General features: G+C 60.9%; 14 protein-coding genes and 2 pseudogenes. 8 read left to right on the top strand and 8 right to left on the bottom strand.

The genetic code is table 11. The features are described 5' to 3' along the window. Positions 1–234 precede the first annotated feature (234 nt). The 4 genes from ACFV2O_RS31120 to ACFV2O_RS31105 all read right to left on the bottom strand — a co-directional run bounded on the left by ACFV2O_RS31120 (position 235) and on the right by ACFV2O_RS31105 (position 4643). The gene (locus ACFV2O_RS31120; RefSeq protein ID WP_379255054.1) at positions 235–798 is read right to left on the bottom strand and encodes a PadR family transcriptional regulator; all 564 of its coding nucleotides are present in this window, start codon (positions 796–798) and stop codon (positions 235–237) included. A gap of 456 nt (positions 799–1254) precedes the next feature. After that, positions 1255–3282, bottom strand: coding sequence for an FAD-dependent oxidoreductase (locus ACFV2O_RS31115; RefSeq protein ID WP_379255052.1), 2028 nt, complete (start codon positions 3280–3282; stop codon positions 1255–1257). Positions 3283–3668: 386 nt separating this feature from the next. Further along, the gene (locus tag ACFV2O_RS31110) at positions 3669–4172 is read right to left on the bottom strand and encodes a hypothetical protein (RefSeq protein ID WP_379255050.1); all 504 of its coding nucleotides are present in this window, start codon (positions 4170–4172) and stop codon (positions 3669–3671) included. Between the two features lie 6 nt (positions 4173–4178). After that, positions 4179–4643, bottom strand: a complete 465-nt coding sequence (locus tag ACFV2O_RS31105; protein ID WP_379255048.1) for a nuclear transport factor 2 family protein — start codon at positions 4641–4643, stop codon at positions 4179–4181. A gap of 720 nt (positions 4644–5363) precedes the next feature. Here ACFV2O_RS31105 and ACFV2O_RS31100 point away from each other — a divergent pair. The 7 genes and pseudogenes from ACFV2O_RS31100 to ACFV2O_RS31070 all read left to right on the top strand — a co-directional run bounded on the left by ACFV2O_RS31100 (position 5364) and on the right by ACFV2O_RS31070 (position 11628). Further along, positions 5364–6965, top strand: coding sequence for an AMP-binding protein (locus ACFV2O_RS31100; RefSeq protein WP_379255046.1), 1602 nt, complete (start codon positions 5364–5366; stop codon positions 6963–6965). Between the two features lie 64 nt (positions 6966–7029). Beyond that, on the top strand, positions 7030–7284 hold the full coding sequence (locus ACFV2O_RS31095) for a hypothetical protein (protein ID WP_157171078.1): 255 nt from the start codon (positions 7030–7032) through the stop codon (positions 7282–7284). Between the two features lie 12 nt (positions 7285–7296). Then, positions 7297–7659, top strand: a complete 363-nt coding sequence (locus tag ACFV2O_RS31090) for a 2Fe-2S iron-sulfur cluster-binding protein (protein WP_379255045.1) — start codon at positions 7297–7299, stop codon at positions 7657–7659. A 9-nt stretch (positions 7660–7668) separates the two neighbouring features. Next, positions 7669–9375 carry an aldehyde dehydrogenase family protein gene (locus ACFV2O_RS31085; protein WP_379255043.1) on the top strand — a complete coding sequence of 569 codons (1707 nt, stop codon included), beginning with the start codon at positions 7669–7671 and terminating at the stop codon, positions 9373–9375. A 603-nt stretch (positions 9376–9978) separates the two neighbouring features. After that, entirely contained in the window at positions 9979–11136 is a 1158-nt protein-coding gene (locus ACFV2O_RS31080) for an acyl-CoA dehydrogenase family protein (RefSeq protein WP_379255041.1), read from the top strand. Between the two features lie 80 nt (positions 11137–11216). Beyond that, positions 11217–11390, top strand: a pseudogene (locus tag ACFV2O_RS31075) (IS701 family transposase); the annotation flags it as partial. Positions 11391–11439: 49 nt separating this feature from the next. Then, entirely contained in the window at positions 11440–11628 is a 189-nt protein-coding gene (locus ACFV2O_RS31070) for a hypothetical protein (RefSeq protein ID WP_169332755.1), read from the top strand. A gap of 72 nt (positions 11629–11700) precedes the next feature. Here ACFV2O_RS31070 and ACFV2O_RS31065 read toward each other — a convergent pair. The 3 genes and pseudogenes from ACFV2O_RS31065 to ACFV2O_RS31055 all read right to left on the bottom strand — a co-directional run. Further along, positions 11701–11871: pseudogene (locus ACFV2O_RS31065) on the bottom strand (transposase); the annotation flags it as partial. Between the two features lie 1288 nt (positions 11872–13159). Continuing rightward, positions 13160–13333: a hypothetical protein gene (locus ACFV2O_RS31060; RefSeq protein ID WP_379255039.1), complete on the bottom strand. Its 174-nt coding sequence runs from the start codon at positions 13331–13333 to the stop codon at positions 13160–13162. A 228-nt stretch (positions 13334–13561) separates the two neighbouring features. Further along, the gene (locus ACFV2O_RS31055; protein WP_379255038.1) at positions 13562–14179 is read right to left on the bottom strand and encodes a TetR/AcrR family transcriptional regulator; all 618 of its coding nucleotides are present in this window, start codon (positions 14177–14179) and stop codon (positions 13562–13564) included. A gap of 90 nt (positions 14180–14269) precedes the next feature. On the opposite strand from ACFV2O_RS31055, the gene ACFV2O_RS31050 reads away from it, so the two are divergent. Further along, positions 14270–15271 carry a hypothetical protein gene (locus ACFV2O_RS31050; RefSeq protein ID WP_379255037.1) on the top strand — a complete coding sequence of 334 codons (1002 nt, stop codon included), beginning with the start codon at positions 14270–14272 and terminating at the stop codon, positions 15269–15271. A gap of 114 nt (positions 15272–15385) precedes the next feature. Here the strand turns inward: ACFV2O_RS31050 and ACFV2O_RS31045 are convergent, their stop codons facing one another. Then, positions 15386–15892, bottom strand: coding sequence for a winged helix-turn-helix transcriptional regulator (locus ACFV2O_RS31045; RefSeq protein ID WP_379255035.1), 507 nt, complete (start codon positions 15890–15892; stop codon positions 15386–15388). Positions 15893–16015: the final 123 nt, after the last annotated feature.

Raw genomic sequence — 16015 nt, 5'->3', positions numbered from 1 at the left:
CGCTTACTGTCCAAGAGCAGGCTCCGCAGATACAGCTGCCCCTTGACCCGACGGTCCAGTCGGGCGAACCCGGCGAACAGCTCCCCGGCGAACTCATCGATCACCGGTCGGACCGCATCGATCTCCTACGCAACACCATTGCAGCAGAACACATCTCCGAGCACCTAACAAAGCACTCCTAGGCTCGCTCGGCCCCGCCCCTGCGTAGTTGCCTGCGAGATCCGACAGACATTTTTAGAAGTGTTGGACGCTGCGCCTGTCCAGAACCTTCAGCACGAACTCAGCCCAACGAACGTTCTCCTGCTCGAAGGTGAGGCCTCGCAGGAGGGTGAGATAGGGCCCTATACGGTCTGCTTCGGCGAGATACGCCTGCTCGGTCCGGCCGTCCAGAATGAGAGTGCGTAATCGCTCGTACCGATCCAGTTTGCCCTGCGCCCACTCCAGCCGCTCGGTGACAGCAGCCCGGACGGCAGATACGTCATCGGTGTCCATCCCGTGGACCTTAACGAGCAGGTCGTCACGCATCGCACTCGGCTTCGTTGGTTCGCCGATGAAATCGTGCAACGCCTCGCGGCCCGCCGGAGTCATAGTGTGTACACGCTTGTTCGGCCTGCGGTCCTGCTGAACCACTTGCGTATCGATCAGGCCTTCCGTTGCCATGCGATCGAGTTCTCGATACAGCTGTTGCGGTGTAGCCATCCAGAAGTTGGCAACCGAGGCGTCGAATCCTTTCGCCAACTCATAACCGGAAGCCTCGCCGTGAACGAGTTGAGCAAGAACTGCATTGCGTAGTGCCATGATTTTAAAGTAGCATAATAATCAATATTTTTTCTACCCATCTGAGGTCGTCATTGTGACCGCGCCGATGATGCAGTCGCCCGGTATTTGCGTCCGGAGTGTTCGATTCAATGTACTTGGCCGGGGTAAGGACCTAGTGCCGAAGGCCGGTACCGCTAGTTGTGGTCGTTCTTGAATCGCCGATTACGACGCGGGCGTAGATCCGGCTGGTCAATGGCTGCAAATGTGACCCACTGCGTGACGCAGCCTGCGATGAACGACTCGAAGTCGCCGTTGTTCCAGGGCGGTCGAGACGGGATGTTGCCATCCGACCTTGATTGTTGATTAAGGTATCGGTGTTGTCGCGCCTCATGTGTCCGTATCGGTGATATCAACACACCAGAACTATTCGCGACTCCGATATCGACTCATTCTGCCGCAGGCTGACCGCCTTCACCATACAACGCCCGCAAGTGGTTAGAGAGCTGCCGCAAGCCGAGTGCCCTGGTCTATGGCCCGTTTGGCATCCAGTTCAGCGGCAATGTCGGCGCCGCCTATCAGATGCGCGGTGCAACCGCGTGCCTCGAGTTGTCGATGCAGGTCTCGGTTGGGCTCCTGCCCGGTGCACAAGATGACGTTGTCAACGGCAAGTACCGCCTTTCGGCCGTCGATTTGAAAGTGCAGACCATCGTCGTCGATGCGATCGTAGGATGCACCCGCGATCATATCCACACCGCGATGCTTGAGTTCTGTTCGGTGGATCCAGCCCGTGGTCTTGCCGAGCCCGGCTCCGACCTTGCTGGTCTTGCGCTGGAGCAAGGTAACCGTGCGGGGGGATTGGCGCTGATGTGGTGGCATTAGGCCACCGGCGACGCTGAGCTCTTCGTCGACACCCCAGCCTGCGAGGAATGCGGCGATGTCGCGGCTAGTATCGGCGCCCGAACCGGTGAGGTACTCAGCTACGTCAAATCCGATACCTCCGGCACCCAAGATGGCTACTCGCTCGCCGACCGGTTTCTTATCGCGCAGGACGTCGAGGTAACCAAGCACCATCGGATGGCCGACGCCGTGCAAATCGGGAACGCGTGGAGTGACGCCCGTGCCCAGTACGATCTCGTCGTATCCGCCCGCGACGAGATCATCGGCACTGACGGTCGTACGAAGGCGCACAGAGACCCCGGTTGCGTCGAGTCGGTGCCGAAAGTAGCGCAACGTTTCATCGAACTCCTGTTTGCCTGGTACCTCGCGCGCCACAATGAGTTGGCCGCCGATCTGACCGGCAGCGTCGAACAAAGTGACGTGATGACCGCGTTCCGCCGCTGACACAGCGAACGCGAGACCGGCCGGTCCGGCGCCGACGACGGCGATCTTCTTTTTCCGTTCGGCGGGCACGAGCACGAGTTCGGTCTCGTGGCACGCGCGTGGATTGACCAGGCAGGATGTTATCTTCAACGAGAAGGTGTGATCGAGACATGCCTGATTACACCCGATGCAGGTGTTGATGGCGTAAGGCGTTCCAGCAGCGGCCTTGGCCACGAAGTCGGGATCGGCAAGGAATGGCCGGGCGAGCGAAACCATATCAGCATACCCATTGGCGAGCAGTTCTTCCGCCTTATCGGGAGTATTGATCCGATTACTGGTGACCAGCGGCACGGTGACGGCGCCCATCAGTTTCTTGGTGACCCAGGCGTATGCGCCGCGGGGGACCGAGGTGGCGATGGTTGGGATTCGAGCCTCATGCCAGCCGATGCCGCTGTTGATGATTGTTGCTCCTGCCCTTTCGATGGCCCTGGCCAGGGTGACGACCTCATCAAAAGTCGACCCGCCCGGTACCAGATCGAGCATCGACAACCGGTAGATGATGATGAATTCTTCCCCCACCGCCTCGCGGACCCGGGACACGACTTCGATCGGGAAGCGAATCCGATTTTCGTATGCTCCACCCCATCGATCGGTGCGATGGTTGGTCTGACGGGCGATGAACTCGTTGATGAGGTAGCCCTCGGAACCCATCACTTCCACACCGTCGTAGCCAGCCTCTTTGGCAAGCGCCGCGCAGCGGGCATAGTCATCGATGGTCTGCATGATCTCAGCGTCAGTCAGTTCGCGGGGCACGTGTGGGCTGATCGGCGCCTGCAGCGCACTGGGAGCGACCAGGTCGGGGTGGTAGGCGTAGCGACCGAAATGCAGGATCTGCAGGGCGATCTTGCCGTCGGCGACATGAACTGCGTCGGTGACAACCCTGTGCTTTTCGACCCCTTCACGGTTGATCAGCATCGCCCCGCCCGGAGCGGGTCGGCCGGCCTCGTTGGGCGCAAAGCCGCCTGTGACTATCAGGCCGGCGCCACCGCGGGCCCGTTCAGCGTAGTACGCGGCCATACGCTCGAACCCATTAGGCGCCTCTTCCAGGCCGACGTGCATCGACCCCATCAGAACGCGGTTGCGCAATGTGGTGAAGCCCAGGTCGAGTGGTTTCAATAAGTGCGGATACGTCAGTTCACTCATAGCCCAATTTTCTTGTTAAGCAAATACTTTTTGAATAGGTAATACATCATGTGTCTCTGACGTCAATTGACTCGACTCGGTATCACTCGGTGCAACTATGGATCCCGTGCAAACGGAAGCCGAGCCTGATCATCTACGCCACACCTGGGTCATCTCGAGCTTCCCGGCCGGGCCCCTCCGAATTGAAGCATGCCCATAGGGCGGCCCATGCTCTGGGCGCAGCGATAGCAAAGTAGTCACGATTCATACGCTGCATAGACCTTCGTCAGGAGTTGGTGCCTGAGGGGGCCTGGGAGGCGATCGAGTTGATCCTTAATAGAGGTTTATGTAGCAGCAGGCGTCGTGAGGCGGGCTCTCGTTTATTCGAGGCGGTCGCACTTCTGATGCTATTCTGCATGCCCTGGAAGTATTGTAAGGGAGGCTTCGATATATTTGATCTGACCACTGGCATCGAATGTGAAGTGTTCAATAACATGTGTGGTGAGAAATTGCACGGGTACAACAGGCCCGCAAGTGTCGAGATAGTAGTCCGCAGTGACGCTATCCTTTTCTATCGAAGGCCAAGTGAGCCTGCGAATACCTGTCAGGACACTGTACTGCGGCCCAGTATCGAGCTGCGTCCGGATATCTTCAGCAGAAATACCGGTGACGAACCCATTCTCGACCCGGTAGGCATCAGGTGCGAGGGGGACGTTCTCCGCGTTATGGGTGACGAGGGATTGGATGTAGAGCGTTGCAGCGCCGATCATGCTTGATATATCGCTCGGCGTATCAAGCGGGTGTGCTATTGCTGCCGGGTGTAGCGGCGCGCTGCAGAACACTCCGAAGGCGAGTGCCCCCAACGCTCGCAATTTGAGGCTTTGAGACTTTAATGCGGCTAAAGTTTTCATCGCAAATTAATTCCTCGATCTCGAAATTATCGGCTCTTTTGTGGCTTCTTCGACTCCTTGTTCGGCAAGCGTGCGCAGAACCATGGCCAGTCGGGCTGTGTCGCAGTAGATTCGGAGAGATACGATCTTACCCCAGCGCAGTTTGACTACGTGCACACCTGAATTGGTGAATTCGACACCCTTACGGTCATGCAGTTTGTCGGTCCATTCGACCATTGCCGTGGTATTCCACGGCCAGCCCCTGACCGCCACCTCGACGATGGTGAAGGTCAGGTCCGGAAACAGCAGGGCGAGCCGCCCGTACCATCGAGCTATGTCATGAGGCCCACTCCTTTCTCCGCTCAGTGCATGTGTGCCGGAGAACCAGTGCAGACCCTGTTCCGCGAACCCATTCACCACGGGGATGTAATTGCCGCGGTTGACGTCGCCGAATGTAGCTCTCAGCTTTTGCTCAACAATGCGGTGATACACGTCTCACATACTCCTTTTGCTATTCGTTTCTTCACAACGAACCCGCCCTGCTCTGGCCCGCAGATAACATCTGAGGCAATTCGTTTCAGACCGCCGGGCCAGCAGCTTTTACTCATCGCTGCGGGCGCACGAGCGCGCAAGGACGCGAACTTGCAAGCGCGGCCGTCGTGGCCGACGCTGTCGAAGCGACTAAGCGGAGCGCTGACTCACTCTTTCGTCTAGACAACTTGTTGTCTAACTCATACCATACCGCTGCCTGCACGTCCAGAGGAAGCGCACCCTATGCGCACCTGTATGGCCGGTTGGGCACGGAGGGGGACGCTACGCATGCGCCTAGGCTCTCCCCTGGTAACGGAGCCTATGGCGTGCGACGACACGTCGCGGTGGCGACAAGTCGGTCGGTGGTAGGCGTCGGCGCGTCAGGTGTGCCGACAGTCTTACAGTCAGGCGTGGACGAAAGCGGCTAAGCAACTAGTTGTCTAGACTGCTTGTTGGCCTTATGCTGACCTCGGATGTGACTCACCCGACAGTGAATGCTGATACATCGCTGGCGGCGAGCGCTCGATGTGGTTGCACGACGCCGCATAGCACACGCAACGCGGTTCGAGATGTCGCAGCTGCGCTGAGCCCACGCTGTACCTGGGAATCGCAGCACACCCTTAGGTGTGGGTAAACAGCACCCATGATTTCAAAGCAGTCACGACAACCAGGAGCGATACCTTGAGCTTCAAGAGCCCCTTCCCTGACGTTGAGATCCCCAGTTCGACTGTTTACGACTTCTTGTTCGGGCGGATGGAAGAGGTTGACTTCCTTCGCTCCGCACTCATCGACGGCGGGACCGGAGCGACGATCTCCTTCCGATCGTTGATCGATCAGATCGATTCTGTCGCAGGCGCTTTGGCTACTCGGGGGCTTGCAGTCGGAGATGTGGCGGCAGTGCACATGCCCAATGTTCCAGAGTTTGCGTCGATTATTCACGGCATCCTAAGGGCCGGTGGCACCGCGACCCCGGTGCATGCCTTATACACCGCTGAGGAGATCGCTAATCAGCTCGTCGACTCAAAGGCACGGTTCTTATTCACGATGTCTGCACTACTGCCGCAAGCTGCGATTGCAGCCGAGGCGGCAGGGATCGTTGCAGGTCGCCTTATCGTGGTCGATGGCTCGGAGGGCTACCCGTCGCTGGGGGACCTGTTGGCTGACCGCAGCCCCGTACCGCAGATTGTTATCGATCCCGCGACTCACATCGCTCTTCTGCCGTACTCGTCCGGAACTACGGGGAAGCCCAAGGGTGTGATGCTCACGCACCGCAACCTGGTTGCCAATTTGTGTCAACTCGAACCATTGATGGATGTCGGACCTGGGCATCACATCATTGCTGTGCTGCCGTTCTTCCACATTTACGGCTTCAACACGCTGCTCAACGCTGGCCTGCATCGTCGGGCAACTATCATCACGATGAGCAAATTCGATCTAAAGGATTTCCTAACGCTCGTTGCCACTTGGCGCTGCACCTATCTCTACGTGGCCCCTCCCATCGTCGTCGCTCTGGCCAAACATCCCATGATCGAGAGTTTCGATCTCAGCAGCATTCGGACCATCCTGTGTGCCGCGGCGGCCCTCGATGAGCAACTCGGTCGCGCGGTCGCCGCCCGCTTGGGCTGCCGCGTACGGCAGGCCTACGGGATGACGGAGATGAGCCCGGCTAGTCACGGCATCCCGGAAAACCGTGATGACATTCCGCACGGATCAATCGGCCTCACAATGGCGAATATCGAGTGCAAGCTAATCGATCTCACAACCGGTGACGAAATCGACCCTCCAGCAGAGGGGCTGAGCCAGCCCGGCGAACTGTGCTGTAAAGGCCCCAATGTGATGGCCGGATACCTGGGCAGAGACGACGCAACAGTCGAAGTCATCGACCAGGACGGTTTTCTCCATACCGGAGATGTGGCAAGAGTGAACAGCGAAGGGGTCGTATTCATAGTCGACCGTCTCAAAGAATTGATAAAATACAAGGGTTACCAAGTACCACCGGCTGAGCTTGAGGCAGTACTGCTGAGTCATCCCGCGATTGCAGACGCGGCCGTTATCGGAGTACGCAACGCCGACGGTGAAGAACATCCGAAGGCATTTGTTGTACAGCAGCCGGATACACGGCTCGAGGACGCGGAAGTAATGGACTTCGTCGCCGAACGTGTGGCACCGCACAAGCGAGTACGTGCGGTTGAATTCATCGACTCCGTACCGCGATCCGTGGCCGGCAAGATCCTCCGGAAAAATCTCAAAGAGCTGGAAGCCAGCCGCGCAGCGACGACATGAGCTGGATCAGTCATTCGGGTGGCGATCGGCTGCCGCCCACGCGACATGTGCATGCGATACGGCTATGTCCCATTCCAACGAAGAAGCCGATGCCGCTACTTCGATGACCGCCCTGCGCTGTCGCGGTCATCCCGGCGGCTCCATCTATGGCTGCGACCAAGATGCCACCAGAGGTTGCCTGTCCTGCAACAGTGAACGCGAACCGCATTTTGCTGGGCTCCATCCGGCCGGATCCTGGGCCGGCATCGGCGGCTTCCAGCGCACCCTCGAACCTGAAGCCCGTGTTGCTCGGCGCCTGCTGCGCACCGAAACAAGTTGAAAGAAGTGCTCGATGAAACACCCTCTCACCGAACGATGCGATGGTTCGGCCGACATTCGCAGGAAGATCGAAGACCGCATCCTCCACCGTCGTGACCATGCGGCCGCAACGCGCCAGGTGGTCGACACCTTTCGCGCGCTGCTCGACGGTCTGGAGGATAACGGTATCCGGCCAGAAGTGGCGTGTCGCTCGCGTGAATGCAGTTGGTGTCGAATACGCGTCGTCACGGGCAGTGCCAACCTTGCGGAAGAGGCACGGCTTCTGCTGCCCGACAGCCAGTTCGGTGACACCCACTCGTGTGTCGCCTGTCCGAGCACCGATGTCGATCTTGGTATGCACAGTGCCCCGTTGTGCATCGAAGCGCGCGAGCAGTAAGGATCTCTGATGGACTCAAGCGTGGAAGCGACGGTCTCTACCGCGCTGGCAGCGTTGCGCCGAGGCGAAAACGTCTGGGCGACGACTACTTTGTCCGAACGACGTGGCCTACTCGAACAGATACACACCAGCACCGCCGCGTACGCACGCGAATGGGTCGAGATCGCCGCGGATATCAAAGGGCTTCCCGCAGGCTCACCGCTGGTCGGTGAGGAGTGGTCGACCGGACCGTATCCGCTGATGACCGGAACAGCAGCACTCGCCGAGAGTGTGCGGAAGCTTGAGGAAGAACGCAGCCCTCTCGACGGTTGTCGATTTCTTCCGGCGCCCGGTGGTCGTACCGCAGTCGAGGTGCTTCCCCATGATCGCTTCGACAGGTTGGTGCTCAACGGGTTCCGAGCGCAGGTGTGGTCGAAACCCGGTGTGGATGCGGCATCGATGCGCGCACGCGCCGGCCTGGGGCAACGTTTCCCCGAACAGACAAACGGGATCGCAGTCGTCCTCGGTGCCGGCAACATATTTTCCATCGCACCTCTGGACGCGCTGTATCAAATGTACGCCGGCAACCGCGTGGTAGTTATCAAATTGAACCCCATCGCCGATCCGCTCCTGCCGGTACTGGAAAAGATCTTTGCACCAGCGATCGACCAGGATTTCATGCGGATCCTGACCGGTGGACCGCGAATCGGTGCCGAGCTGACACAGCACCCCGCCGTCGCGGCCGTGCACATCACCGGCAGCGCCGCGACTCACGACACAATCGTCTTCGGTGCCGGTCAAGACGGCGCCATTCGTAAGGCCAACGCGACACCTCTGCTGACCAAGCCGATCACGAGCGAGCTCGGAGGTGTCTCTCCGACAGTCGTTCTTCCGGGTAAATGGTCTACCTCAGACCTGCGATACCAAGCCGAACACGTCGCAACCCATCGATTGCACAACAACGGCTACAACTGCATCGCTGCTCAAGTGGCCATTATCAGCGCGAACTGGCCGCAGAAACGGCAGTTCTTGGACGAACTTCGCCGTGCAATCCAGCGAACACCGGCGCGCGTTGACTATTACCCTGGAGCGGCAGACCGCGTCGCCCGCGCACTTTCGGAGTATCGCCATGCAGAAGTGATCGGCCCACACACCGATCGCATACTCATCGAACACCTGCAGCCGACCCGCACCGAACCTGCCCTGTGCACAGAGTACTTCGCGCCGGTGCTCGGCATCCTCGAGCTGCCGGGCACCGAAGAAGAGTTCCTCAGCCAGGCCGTCCGAGTCTGTAACGACGAACTCGAAGGCACTCTCGGTATCAACGTTGTCGCTCACCCCCACAGCATCAAGGTCCTCGGCGCCGCGTTCGATGTAGCCGTAGCACAGCTGAGATACGGCACCATCGCTATAAATGCGTGGACAGGCATCGGATATCTCACCGCCCGCGCCACTTGGGGTGCGTTCCCCGGACATACTCTCGCCGATATTCAGAGCGGGATCGGAGTTGTGCACAACGCACTTCTCATCGACGAACCCGAACGCACTGTGCTGCGTGGGCCGTTCCGACCCGCACCTCGGTCAGTTCTCCATGGCGAACTCACCCTCACACCTAAGCCGCCGTGGTTCGTCACCAACCGCACCGCTACCACCACTCTTGAACGGCTGACCAATTTCGCTAAGCGGCCGCGCTGGACAACGGTGAGCGGCGTCCTCTCCTCAGCGCTGCGCGGCTGACAGCCATGCTGATCAGCATGCCGTTACGAACCGCAGGAACCTGGAAACCGAACGCACAGCGTAGCTGTTCATCTCGACGCAGGCGGAGGACACGTCAAGAATGGCGACCACTCGGGCGCACAGGGCGTGTGATCTGTGACCATGGTGAACGTCACCGGCTGCGTCTCTCCGGTGTACAGCGAGGATGGCAGGATCGTCGACTCGATAGTGTTGGTGCGTCGGCGCAATGCGGCGAGGCGCTCGCGATGCATAGGGTCGAGCGGTGTCCGGACATCCAGGCGGCCGCATGCCCATGAGTCGAGAGTGCTCGATCTAGGACTACGACGTGATCGTCATCTGCGCTGGCAATGTCTGATCGCGTGAACTGCAAGAGCGCATGCGTCGGGTCCAGCGCTCTCGCTGGACGCTGCGAAGATGCTCCGCTCGGACGCCGAGGCAATGGCGCTTGAAGCGCGAGGTGTCCAACAATCGAGGCCGAAGTGATCGCCTGGGCAAAGTGAATGCGCCACCTGCGAGCGCCGGGCCGCCATCGACTTTGTCTGTCGGCTCCCGACGACCACGACCAGAAACGATCTTCAAGAGAAAGCTCTAGGTGACACAGTCATGCTATCGCCGTTCTTCACCCCCGACCACGATGCCTACCGCGCCAGCGTCAGGAAGTTTCTCAAGCGTGAGGTTGCTCCCTACTACGACACCTGGGAAGAGCAGCGCCTCATCGACAAGGCTGTCTGGACCGCGGCCGGGCAGAGTGGGATCGTTGGCCTTTCCGTTCCCGAGGAGTACGGAGGCGCTGGGGAGACCGACTGGCGCTACCGCATGGTCGTCGCCGAGGAGACTGCTGCAATCGCGGCGACATCGTTCAATATGAGCCTAGCTGTCCAGGACGACCTCGTGCTGCCGTACCTTCTCGACCTTGCAAGTGCAGAGCAGAAGCGGCGATGGCTGCCGGGCTGTGGCACCGGCGAACTTGTCGGTGCCATCGCCATGACCGAGCCTAATGCAGGTAGTGATCTGCAAGCCATTCGCACCAACGCCGAACGGAATGGAGATAGTTGGGTGCTGAACGGGCAAAAGACGTTCATCAGCAACGGTATTCTTGCCGACCTCGTCATCGTCCTGGCGAAGACCAGGGAAGGTGCGGGCGCAGGCTCGTTCAGTCTGTTTGTGGTCGAGCAGGGCATGCCAGGGTTCGAGCGGGGCCGCAAGCTAGACAAGCTTGGCCTCCTTGGTCAGGACACTGCTGAGCTGTTTTTCGAAAACGTCCGGCTAACAGAATCGAATCTGCTTGGCGAGGAAGGACAGGGCTTCTTCTACTTGATGCAGCACTTACCCAAGGAACGCACCTCGATCGCCGTCGGAGGCATGGTAGCTTGCGAGGCTGCTCTTTCCTGGACGCTGGACTATGTGTTCCAGCGCAAGGCGTTCGGTCGGCGCATCGGCGACTTCCAGAACACCCGCTTCCAGTTGGCCGAGATGGAGACCGAGATCGATGTCACCCGTGCCTACATCGAGCGCTGCATATTGCGACTGAACGACGGCACCCTCACCATGGTCGAGGCGTCGAAGGCCAAGTGGTGGGTCACCGAACTCCAGCAGCGGGTCACGACGCGCTGTCTGCAGCTCTTTGGCGGCTACGGGTTCATGAACGAGTTCCCGATCGCACGCGCCTACAGGGATGCCCGGGTGCAGACACTATACGGCGGCACCACCGAAATCATGAAAGAGATCATCGGTCGCGATATCACCAGCCGATTTCGGTGACAAGTCTTTCCTCCCGAAACCGCCCAAGCAAGGCCTCACGACTAGTACTGCAACGGCAGTCGGTTCGGTAGCTTGCTGGTGTGGTGGTGGATGTTGTTGCAGCGGAGTTGGATTCGTTGCACGAGAGGATCGGTGGGCGGTTCACGCGGTCGGAGCCGCGGGGCCGGGCCCGGGAGTACGTGACCGGGCTGGTCGCGGGGCTCGAGCGTAAGAACGGGTGGACGCTGGCCGAGCGGGCCGGTGAGGTGAGCCCGGTGATCGCAGCATCGTGGTCCTGGTCGAGGCCGCGCAGGAACGGGTATCGTGCGGCAGGTTGATGCTGCCGGGGCAGGCAAGGGCTTTGATCTCGTGGAACAGGTGCAGAACCGCGACGCAGGGTTCGGCGGCCCGGCGAGCACGCAGGTGGTCGCAGCAAGAGTCGACCAGGCGGCCACGGTATCCGGGGTGGACGGCGCAGCCGATCGGGTTCGCGAGCACGGGCGTAACGCTTGACGGTGTTGAGTCCGAGGCCGAGCCTGTCGTTTCGGTCCAGCATCGGCCGTGGGCGGCCACTGCCTTCTCTACCGCTCGTGTCAGCCCGTGCCGCAGATGCCACCGATTGCAAGCCCGGGTCACGGCGGACAGAGAGCGCCGGATCGCTTCGGAGTAGGCGGCCGACCCGTCGCTCACGACGACCTCGACGCCGGGATGCTCACGCAGCCACGTCTTGAGTCTCTCGGATCTACGGTCAGGCAGCAGGTCGATCCGCTAGTGCCTGACGGCGTCGATCAGGACTGTGTCGTAACGGTTTCGGTAGCGCAGCGCGAAGTTGTCCCCGCACAGCGCCCGCGGTGCCGGCCGATGCGGCGGACGGCGGTATCGCGGGCCAACGCACCGCCAGCTAGGTCGGCAGCGGCGTAGCCGCCCGTCCGGCCAGCTTCCACACCACTGCGCGCACCTACCGGATCAGACGAACAGTCCGCCGCTGGTAGCGTTCCACCACACCAGGCACTTGTTCACGAAACGCAACGCAGCAGTGTCCTGTGGGGGAGACGAGTCGCCGAACCCACACCCGGATGACTGCGGCCCGGCCACCCACCGGGACGTCGGCGAGGGCGCTTTCAGGATAACGTAATTGCGTTGTGCCGCATGCGCTCACAGGCTGCGCAGCACAGCAGAGCTGGCATTGAGGCCGGTGCTGTAGGACTCGTGGATCGAACTGGTGACCATACCGGCCCAAAGACGGTGTTATCGATCGGCTCGTAAAGGCCGTCTTGTTTCGAGTTGGGGGCGGGGTAGGCGCCCAAGGCGTACTTGTCCTGCGGCCAGTTTCCAGGGAGGCGGCGAGTCGCTGATTCTCGGGCAGGGCCAGCAGTTCACTTGCCGCGTCTCCGGTGGCCCAGTCGACCACGACCTGGCCGCAATAGCCGGGCTCGTCCACCGAGCCGTTCCACATGGTGGGGGGATTCACCGAGTAGTCCTCGATCAGATCCCACGGTTCCGGTAGGATCGGTGCCGCGAATTCGAGTAGGCCCTTGTACACCGGCAGTAGGCGACTTCCGAACAACTACTTGCGCAGGGTCTCTGGCAGCGGCGCGTCGAAATGGATCGTCCCCTGCCGCGCCTGGCGGCCGGGAGCGCCACCACGAGTTTCTTCCCGGGGAACACTTCACCGCCCGCGAGCACCTCGACGCCCTTGCGGCTATGGCAGACCATGGTGACCTCGTGCTTCTTCCGGATGTCCAGCCCGATCGCTACCTGTTCGATTACTGTGTCGTACCCACCGATCGCGGAGAAGTCAGTGTAGCCGTCGTCGATCGGGGCCGTTGATCGGTGCGCTGAGTGCGGTTGCGAGGTTCTCAATCATCTCTTCGGCGGGCATTTTCGTAAACTGTTCACTGTCGGTATCGATCACCAGCAGTGCGAGGGTAGTTCTGCGGCGAAATTCCAAGACGCTGTAGGTGGTTGGCTGCGGTCTCTCCGGGCAGAGGTGCGGGCAGTGGGTCCGCAGTGTGGGCCGCCTCTGGGAGAAGTTGCAGAACTGTTAGGCGCGCTGGCTGACCCACGCACTCCCCGGGTTGAAGCGGCACCGCTCCACGTTCCATTGGTGCGTATCGATACCGGCGGGGCGCAGTAGCGGCCAGGTGGAGACGTTCGGGCCGTGCACGAGTTCGGCACCGCGTTCGACTGGGATGCCCATACTGGTCCTGTCGGTCACTTCGTGAAAATCCAGCAGATGATTCTGTAGGACATCGAAACCACACCGGCGACTCGACATGTGATCGCCGCCAACGATGTGCGCGGCCGACGTACGGTCAGACGATCGACCGATCTGCCGAGTTCCGGATGAGTGCGGCTGCTCGTCGAACTGGTGCATGGTTACGGCCAAACAAGAATTTCGTCGATCTTGCAGGTCTCCGCTGCGTTCGCCATCGCCGAGCGCCGTCTACACCACCCTGTGAGGAGAAGCTGCCCGACCCTCCGGCTGAAGTGAGGTGACCAGCGGCATGAAAATCTCGTCGACAATAGATATCACCGCGTCGTCGGTTAGCTCACCATGAACGAGTAGCTCGCTGCGAGCCAGGTCGGTCGGCAGTGAGACGACGCGGTCCGGGAGCGATCCCGCGCAGATCTCGCCTCGTTCGTCGGCCCGGTCGATCAAACGGCGTAGGACACCGTGATACAGCGCTGTACCTACGCGGCTTCGCAGCTGCTCGGCTAGCGCCGGCTCCCGCATACTCTCCGCCATGACGCCCCAGACCGCCTCGGCACCGATCGCTGTGAAGCGCTCACGTCCGCGATACAGCAAGGCGATGACGTCACCGCGCAGTGACCCTGTGTCCGGTGGTTCCTCGTCTGAAGGGAGCACGTCGAAAAGTGCGGCGGTGACTAGCTCCGCCCGGGTGGGCCAGCGGCGGTAGAGGACCGGCTTGCTGGTGTGGGCCCGGGCGGCGACCCCCTCGAAGGTGAGGCCGTGGTACCCGACTGCGGTCAGCTCCTTCCTTGCAGCGTCGAGAAGGGCCCGCTCCAGGTCTCGGCCGCGGCGGCGAGTGACGGGGGGCATCTACCTACCTTGCAGAGAACGTTGCGTTTCTTATCGCTCTTAGCTTAGCATCGCGTTTAGTATACGTATCGTTTCTTATTGGAAGGCGGCATGAGTACACCATCCGCACCTACAAGCCCCTGGGGTCGGGTATTCCTCGTCACTTGCCTGACGGCGACCTTGCTCATCGGCATGCTCTCGGCGTTCGCCTTGCCAGCGATCAATTCCAAGCCACATGAACTGCCCCTCGCCGTGTCCGGTCCGGGCGCGCAGCAAACGGAACAGCAATTGGAGCGCGCCTACCCGGGTGCCTTCGACATCACTGTCGTTTCTGACGCTGGCGCCGCCAGGGCGCGCATCCTCGACCGGGATGTGTATGGCGCCATCAACACATCAGCCAGTGGAAGCCCAGAGCTGATGGTGGCTTCCGCCGCGGGTCCTGCGGTAGGGGCGCTGCTCAGGGAAGCGGCGACAAGGTTCGGCAACGACGTGAAAGTGACCGATGTTCGGCCGCTTCCAGCGGACGACCCCAAGGGCGCGGGGCTGAGCGCAGGCGCACTACCCCTGTCGCTGGGCGGATACATCGGCGCGATACTACTTCTGTTCTTGGTACAAGGAACTGCCCAACGAGTCGTCGGTTCGATCGGCTTTGCTCTGGTAGGCGGCTCCTCCCTGACCGCGCTGCTGCAATACGGACTCGGGGCTGTCGACGGCAATTACTGGATTACGGCCGCGGGGGCTGCGCTTGGCATCGCCGCATCCTGCTGGATGATCCTCGGGATGCGCACCGCCTTCGGCAACGTCGGTCTTGCCCTCGGCGCGCTCACGCTGATATTCCTCGGAAACCCTCTGTCCGGACTCACCAGCGCCCCAGAGATGCTTCCAGCTGGCTGGGGTGCGTTCGGTCAACTGCTCCCGCCCGGCGCCACCGGCAGCCTTTTGCGCTGCCTCGCCTACTTCGATGGTGCGGGCGCAACCAAGCCGCTACTGGTTCTCGCTGTTTGGGTGGTCTGCGGCGTGTTCTTTTTTGCGATAGGCACGCTTCGCGAAACTCGCCAGCGCGCGGCCGCGGCCTCAGATGCTCCTCGCCAGCCGGAACTCGCCTCGGTATGAACAACCCGGTTGCTATTGGGTCCGAATCACCGGCGGTTCGGTCGAGGCAGGACCGTTTCATCCGTGAACCTTCCGCCGCCTGCCTGGACGGCGCATCGAGTGCCCGGTTCAGTTCTACTCGATCGGCGGGGACGTGAGTACAGTGCCAATGATCGCGGTGCCCGGCGCGTGGCGTCCGCCGGGTCCAGGCCGGTATTCGACGGAATCGGCTGTCAGGTCGTTCCCGCATTGACCGCAGGTCACAGCGGCCTCAGTGATGTGGTGGCAGTCATGGTGATACAGGATCAGGGGTGGCCCGTCCGGATCCGCTTCCCAGCGATCGCCCCACGCCATTAAGGCGAGCAGAACGGGTACTAGGTCACGCCCCTTGTCGGTCAGCAGGTACTCGAACCGGTCCGGATGCTGTTCATACCGGTGCCGGCGCAGGACCCCGGCGTCGGTCAGGCGCTGCAGGCGATCACTCAGCACGTTGGTCGCCACGCCGAGGTCACGCTGAATCTCGTCGAACCGGTGCAACCCAACAGCGACATCGCGGACGACCAGTAGTGCCCATGCATCGCCGACGATCGCCGCTGAGCGTGCGATCGAACACGCGATGCGGCCGAAGTCAGTTCTTGCCATCTCAGTCCCTTGCTATACGCAAGCCAGCAGTATAAGGTCTGTATATGCATCACGCTACCGTGCGGGAGCCAGCCTGGAGGATAAGCGTAACGCCGCCCGATTCGCGGGTTCGGTCGGGGTATG

Source organism: Nocardia sp. NPDC059691, from assembly GCF_042733915.1.
In the GTDB taxonomy this organism is placed as follows: Bacteria; Actinomycetota; Actinomycetes; order Mycobacteriales; family Mycobacteriaceae; genus Nocardia; species Nocardia sichangensis.
This window is presented reverse-complemented; position numbering and strand designations above follow the sequence as displayed.